The sequence below is a fragment of the Aeromicrobium sp. genome (assembly GCF_025965075.1).
In the GTDB taxonomy this organism is placed as follows: Bacteria; Actinomycetota; Actinomycetes; order Propionibacteriales; family Nocardioidaceae; genus Aeromicrobium.
In genome coordinates, this window is the sequence record NZ_JAOPXQ010000231.1 from 1 (window position 1) to 6,574 (window position 6,574).

The 6,574-nt window shown below is 72.5% G+C and carries 7 protein-coding genes; 6 read left to right on the forward strand and 1 reads right to left on the reverse strand.

Annotation, left to right across the window (positions count from 1 at the left end):
- The first annotated feature begins 323 nt into the window (after positions 1–323).
- Positions 324–890 carry an HhH-GPD-type base excision DNA repair protein gene (locus JWQ91_RS13920; RefSeq protein ID WP_297785279.1) on the forward strand — a complete coding sequence of 189 codons (567 nt, stop codon included), beginning with the start codon at positions 324–326 and terminating at the stop codon, positions 888–890.
- On the opposite strand, the gene JWQ91_RS13925 is transcribed toward JWQ91_RS13920, so the two are convergent.
- Positions 882–1,472 (reverse strand): hypothetical protein, encoded by a 591-nt coding sequence (locus tag JWQ91_RS13925; RefSeq protein WP_297785282.1) that lies wholly within the window; start codon positions 1,470–1,472, stop codon positions 882–884. The genes JWQ91_RS13920 and JWQ91_RS13925 overlap by 9 nt on opposite strands.
- 35 nt (positions 1,473–1,507) lie before the next feature.
- Between JWQ91_RS13925 and JWQ91_RS13930 the strand changes: the two genes are divergently transcribed.
- The 5 genes from JWQ91_RS13930 to JWQ91_RS13950 all read left to right on the forward strand — a co-directional run.
- The gene (locus JWQ91_RS13930; RefSeq protein WP_297785285.1) at positions 1,508–2,164 is read left to right on the forward strand and encodes a hypothetical protein; all 657 of its coding nucleotides are present in this window, start codon (positions 1,508–1,510) and stop codon (positions 2,162–2,164) included.
- A gap of 68 nt (positions 2,165–2,232) precedes the next feature.
- The gene (miaA, locus tag JWQ91_RS13935; protein WP_297785288.1) at positions 2,233–3,147 is read left to right on the forward strand and encodes a tRNA (adenosine(37)-N6)-dimethylallyltransferase MiaA; all 915 of its coding nucleotides are present in this window, start codon (positions 2,233–2,235) and stop codon (positions 3,145–3,147) included.
- 10 nt (positions 3,148–3,157) lie between these two features.
- Positions 3,158–3,976: a diaminopimelate epimerase gene (gene dapF, locus JWQ91_RS13940; RefSeq protein WP_297785291.1), complete on the forward strand. Its 819-nt coding sequence runs from the start codon at positions 3,158–3,160 to the stop codon at positions 3,974–3,976.
- The gene (gene hflX, locus JWQ91_RS13945) at positions 3,973–5,367 is read left to right on the forward strand and encodes a GTPase HflX (RefSeq protein ID WP_297785294.1); all 1,395 of its coding nucleotides are present in this window, start codon (positions 3,973–3,975) and stop codon (positions 5,365–5,367) included. The genes dapF and hflX overlap by 4 nt, the downstream gene beginning before the upstream one ends.
- A gap of 54 nt (positions 5,368–5,421) precedes the next feature.
- Positions 5,422–6,574 (forward strand): ATP-dependent DNA helicase (locus tag JWQ91_RS13950; RefSeq protein WP_297785297.1); only part of this gene is annotated, 1,153 nt, incomplete at its 3' end.

Genomic DNA, 6,574 nt, shown 5'->3' on the forward strand with positions numbered 1-6,574 from the left:
TGGGCACCTACGAGACGGCCCAGCGCGAGGCGTTGATCGAGGACCGCCCGATCGACCTGGGGCTGCTCAAGCAGACCCTGCCGATCCTGCTGCTGGGCGTGACCGAGCCGATCGCCTGACGGTCGTCCCGGTCGGGGGGCGGTGCGTGAGTCGCCCTTCCCAGCAGGGAAGGGCGACTGGTGCACCGCCCCGTCGAGGGATGGGCGACCAGTGCACCGGCCGAGTGGGGGAAGGGCGACTGGTGCACCGCTCCCCGGCTGCCCGGCGTGCAACCCCGCACCTGTGCGCCCACTGAGGGATCAGCACGCCGTCATACTGAGCCCATGGCCATCCAGATCGCGCAGGACCCGCACGCCGACGAGGTCCTGACCAACGACCCGTTCGCCCTGCTCTGCGGGATGCTCCTGGACCAGCAGTTCCCGATGGAGCGGGCGTTCGCCGGCCCGGCCAAGGTGCTGGACCGCTTCGGCACCCTCGACCCGGCCGCGATCGCCGCCGCCGAGCCCGAGGCGTTCGCCGAGCTGTGCGCGACGCCGCCGGCGATCCACCGCTACGGCCGCTCGATGGCGGGCCGGCTGCAGTCCCTGGCCGCGGTCGTGGTCGAGGAGTACGACGGCGAGACCGCGCGGATCTGGACCGAGGCCCGCACCGGCGAGGAGCTGCTCAAGCGGCTCAAGGCGCTGCCCGGATTCGGCGAGCAGAAGGCCAAGATCTTCACGGCGCTGCTGGCCAAGCAGCTCGACGTCAAGCCGCGCGGGTGGACCACGGTGGTCGGTGACTACGGGCGCAAGGGCTATCGCTCGGTCGCGGATGTCGTCGACCCCGACTCGCTGGCCAAGGTCCGTGCGTTCAAGCAGGCCGCCAAGCAGGCCGCCCGCGAGTCAGACTGAGTCGGGCTCGGGGTAGGGAGACAGCAGCGCCGGCGGCACCTCGCAGGCCGCGCCCTCGGCCCACACGTCGTTCATCCGCTGCTGGATCTCGTCGCCGTGCTCGTCGACCGGGATCCGCAGGTCGGCCGGTCGGCCGTCGACGAGCCGGGCGGCGTACGCCTCGCGGGCCAGCAGCAACCGCTCCCAGTCCGCGAGCCAGGCCTCGGTCGGGCGGTCGGCCCGGATGTCGATCCCGGCGTCGGAGCGGATGTCGTCGAGCATGATGCGGACCGCGCGGTCCTGGTCGGCGAGCGTCGCGACCTGCTGGCGGACCGAGCCGTCGACCGGGAGGGACTCGACGGTGTCACGCATCAGCTCGCACTCGTCGGCGATGACGGCCGTGACGTCGGAGTCCTGGATCAGGCCCGGGAAGTCCCGGGAGCCCAGCACGATCGCCGCCGTGCCCATCGCGACCATCGCGACGAGACCGGCCACCGCGGCGAGGACCGCGACCCACAGCCAGCGCTTCTCGACCGGCGGCGGGGGGAACTGCCACGCATTGTGTCGCGGCGGATAGGGCGGCAGCCCCGCGGAGTCGAACACGGCCCCATCGTGCCACGGCGGGTAGCCTTCCACCCGTGATCGTTGCCGTCGCGGTGTGCCCGCACCCGCCGCTGCTGGTGCCGGAGGTCGCGCCCGGCACGGCCGAGGAGCTCGCCGAGGTCCGCGACGCCTGTCACGCGGCGGTCACGGCGCTGCTGGCGGCCGACCCGGACCGGGTCGTCGTGATCGGCGGCGGTGACCACGCGGGCGGTCTCACGCCCGACCTCGACGAGACGGCCGGTGGCTCGCTGGCGCCCTACGGGGCCGCGGTCCACGCCGGCGGCCCCGGCACCGACCTGCCGCTGAGCCTGACGATCGGCGCGTGGCTGCTCGACCGGGCCGGCTGGACGGGCCCGCGGACGTACTCGACCGCCCGGCCCGAGGTCGACGGCCGGGTCGCGCTGCTCGTGATGGCCGACGGGACCGGCACCCGCACCCCCAAGGCGCCCGGCGCGCTGGACGACCGGGCCGAGGCGTTCGACGCCGCGATCGCCGCGGCGCTCGCGGCGGGGGACCCCGAGGCGCTGGCCTCGCTCGACATCGACCTCGGCGCCGAGCTCTGGTCGCGGGGCGTCCCGACGCTGCGGACCCTGGGCGAGATGACGAAGGGCGCCGACGTCACGGCGCACCTGCGCGTCGACGTGGCGCCCTTCGGCGTCGGCTACCTCGTGGCCGACTGGGTGCTCGGCTAGCTACGTCCTGCCGTCCGCGGCCGTGACCGCCCCCGGTGTGCCGATCCGCGTACTGCGACAATTCGGGCATGCCTCCGGTCGATCACATCGTGGCCGTCGTCGGTCCGACGGCGTCCGGCAAGTCCGCCCTGGCGGTCGCGATCGCGCAACGACTGGGTGCCGCCGAGATCGTCAACGCCGACTCGATGCAGCTCTACCGGGGCATGGACATCGGCACCGCGAAGCCCACCGCCGAGGAGCGCGGCGTCGTGCCGCACCACCTGTTCGACGTCCTCGACGTGACCCGGACCGCGACGGTCGCCGAGTTCCAGGGCTGGGCCCGGGCCGCGATCGCGGACTGCCACGCCCGGGGCGTCGTCCCGATCCTGGTGGGCGGGTCGGCGCTGTACGTCCGCGCGGTCCTGGACCCGCTGGAGTTCCCCGGGACGGACCCCGCGGTCCGGGCGCGGTGGGCCGCCGAGCTGGCTTCCCGGGGGCCCGACGCGCTGCACGCCGAGCTGGCCCGCCGGGACCCCGCCGCCGCGGCGCAGATCCTGCCGACCAACGACCGCCGGGTCGTCCGCGCGCTGGAGGTCATCGAGCTGACGGGGCAGCCGTTCGTCGCGACGATGCCGGCGTACGAGTCGATCCACCCCGCGACCCTGCTGGGGCTGCGGGTGCCGCGCGACGTGCTGGACGTACGCCTGACCGAGCGGGTCGAGCGGATGTGGGCCGACGGGTTCGTCGAGGAGGTGCGTCGTCTGGTCGATCTCGGGCTGGAGGACGGCCTGACGTCCGGCAAGGCGATCGGCTACCAGCAGATCCTGGCCTTCCTGCGCGGGGAGATGACCGAGGACGAGGCCAAGGAGGCGACGATCACCGGGACCCGCAAGTTCGCCCGGCGCCAGGACCGCCTGTTCACCAAGGACCCGCGCATCACCTGGCTGCCGTACGACGCCGCGACGCTGGTCGATCAAGCGATGGCGGTCGTGGCGCGCGCGTAGACTGGGAGGCATGGCTTTTACATGGCTCAAGGGACACGGCACCGAGAACGACTTCGTGCTGCTCCCGGACCATGACGGCACGGTCCACGGGGATCTCGACCCGGCCTTCGTCGCGGCCCTGTGCCACCGCCGCCGGGGCATCGGCGCCGACGGCGTCCTGCGGGTCGTCCGGTCCGCCGCGATCGGCGTGGAGTCGGCCGGCGAGTGGTTCATGGACTACCGCAACGCCGACGGCTCGATCAGTGAGATGTGCGGCAACGGGATCCGGGTCTTCGCCCTGCACCTGGTGCAGGAGGGACTCGTCGACCCCGCCACGCCGTTCGTCGTCGGGACCCGCGACGGCGACAAGGCCATCTCGCTCGACGGCGACCAGATCTCGGTCGACATGGGCGTCCCGGAGGTCCGGGGCGTCTCCAAGGTGACGGCCGACGGGAACACGTGGGAGGCGCAGGACGTTCGCACAGGCAACCCCCATGCTGTCGCCTTCGTCGACCGGCTGGACGACGCCGGCACGTTGCTGACGCCGCCCGAGCACGACGAGTCGGTCTATCCCGAAGGCGTCAACATCGAGTTCGTCGTCCGCGAGGGCGAGCACCACGTCGCGATGCGGGTGCACGAACGAGGCTCGGGGGAGACGCGTTCCTGCGGCACCGGCGCCTGCGCCGTCGCCGTGGCCACTGCGGTCGCCGACCAGGCCGTACGACCCACCACCTACCGGGTCGACGTGCCCGGTGGCACCGTCCACGTCAGCTGGGACGCCGACGACCACATCACCCTCACCGGCCCCGCCGAGATCGTCGCGCGGGGCACCATGGATTGGACTGCATGACAGAGCAGACGTATGAACCGACGACACCCGGCACCGAGGGACTCGAGCTCGAGGAGCGCAACTCCCTCCGACGTGTCGTCAACCTCCGCACCGAGCTCGAGGACATCACCGAGGTCGAGTACCGCCAGCTCCGCCTCGAGCGCGTGGTCCTCGTGGGTGTCTGGACCGAGGGCACGGTCGAGGACGCCGAGAACTCGATGGCCGAGCTCAAGCTGCTGGCCGAGACGGCCGGCTCCGAGGTGCTCGACGCGCTGATCCAGCGCCGGCAGAAGCCCGACCCCGCGACCTACATCGGCTCGGGCAAGGTCGAGGACCTGCGCGCGACGGTCGAGGCGACCGGCGCCGACACGATCATCTGCGACGGTGCGCTGGCGCCCAGCCAGCTGCGCAACCTCGAGGACAGGTGCAAGGTCAAGGTCGTCGACCGGACCGCGCTGATCCTGGACATCTTCGCCCAGCACGCCAAGAGCAAGGAGGGCAAGGCGCAGGTCGAGCTCGCCCAGCTGCAGTACCAGAAGCAGCGCCTGCGTGGCTGGGGCGGCAACCTGTCCCGGCAGGCCGGTGGCCAGGCCGCCGCCGGCGAGGGCATCGGCGGCCGCGGCCCCGGTGAGACCAAGCTCGAGACGGATCGTCGGCGCATCGAGATGAAGATGACCAAGCTGCGCCGCGAGCTCAAGGAGCTCGGCAAGGCCCGGGAGACCAAGAAGGGCAACCGGCAGCGGCACCAGATCCCGTCGGTCGCGATCGCCGGCTACACCAACGCCGGCAAGTCGAGCCTGCTCAACCGGCTGACCGACGCGGGGGTGCTGGTCGAGGACGCGCTGTTCGCGACCCTCGACCCGACCACCCGCCGGACGCAGACCTCCGACGGGCGCATCTACACGCTGTCCGACACCGTCGGGCTGGTCCGCAACCTGCCGCACCAGCTCGTCGAGGCGTTCCGCTCGACGCTGGAGGAGGTCGCCGAGTCCGACCTGATCCTGCACGTCGTCGACGGCTCCGACCCCGATCCCGAGGGTCAGATCGCCGCGGTCCGCCAGGTCATCCTGGAGGCCGGCGCCGCCGAGCTGCCCGAGATCATCGTGATCAACAAGGCCGACGCCGCCGATCCGCTCGCGATCAAGGAGCTGCTGATCCGCGAGCCGCACGCTGTCGTCGTCAGCGCCCGCACGGGCGAGGGCATGGACGAGCTGCTCAGCGCGATCGAGGCGGACCTGCCGCAGCCGGCGAGCCGCATCGAGGTGCTGCTGCCCTACGCCCGCGGGGACCTGCTCAACCAGATCCACACGGCCGGTGAGATCGAGACCCTCGAGCACGAGGGCGAGGGCACCCGGGTCGTCGCCCGGGTCAACGGCGACCTCGCGGCCGAGCTGGAGCCGTACGCCGTCTGACCGGCTGTGGATCCGGATTCACTCATCTCGTCCCCGCGCGGATAACCTCGTCCCATGCCCTCCGCCGATGTCCGCCAGGTCCTGCACGCCGCGGTGGAGGCGGTGGGTGGCGAGGACCGGCCGGGGCAGATCCAGATGGCCGAGGCGGTCCAGCACGCGCTGCAGAGCGGGGAGCACCTGCTGGTCCAGGCCGGCACCGGCACCGGCAAGTCGCTCGGCTACCTGGTCCCGAGCCTCCTGCACGGCAAGCGGGTCGTCGTCGCGACCGCGACGCTCAACCTGCAGCACCAGCTCGTCGAGCGGGACATCCCGGCGATGAAGGACGCGGCCCGGGCGACGCTCGACAAGGTCCCGCACCACGCCGTCGTCAAGGGCCGCAGCAACTACGCGTGCCTGCACCGGGTGCGCGAGGGTGCCCCGGACGAGCAGGGCACCCTCGTCGAGATCCCCGAGGGCTCGCTGGGTGCCGAGGTCGTCGAGCTGCGGGAGTGGGCCGAGGAGGAGGCGTCCAAGGGCCGCGCGGGCGACCGCGACTCCGCCCCGTCGCACAACGAGCGCGCCTGGCGGCAGGTCAGCGTCAACCACCGCGAGTGCCTCGGCGCCTCGCGGTGCGCGCACGCTCTCGAGTGCTTCGCCGAGCTCGCCCGCGAGGACGCGCACAACGCCCAGGTCGTCGTCACCAACCACGCCCTGCTGGCGATCGACGCGATCGACGGCGTCCCGATGCTGCCGGAGTACGACGCGGTGGTCGTCGACGAGGCCCACGAGCTCGCCGCCCGGGTGACGCAGGCGTCGACCGACGAACTCGATCCCGTCATCGTCGAGCGGGCCGCCCGCCGGGCCCGGTCCCAGGTCGAGGGCAAGGAGTCCGAGGACCTCACCGACGCGTCCGACGCGCTCGCCGACGTCCTGGCCCGCACCGAGGAGGGCCGGATCGACGAGCTCCCGCAGCCGCTGCACGAGGTCCTGGCCTTCGTCCGCGACAGCGCCCGCGCGTGCCTGTCGGCGTTCCCCAAGGAGAAGGAGAAGGGCGAGCCCGATCCGGCCCGCGTCCAGGCCCGCGGCATGGTCGACGACGTCCGCAAGATCGCCGAGCGGATGGCGGTCAAGGCCGAGACCGAGGTGCTCTGGATGAGCGACAACCGCGGCAACAAGCAGCTCCACATCGCGCCGATCGACGTCTCGGCGAGCCTGCGCGACAAGCTCT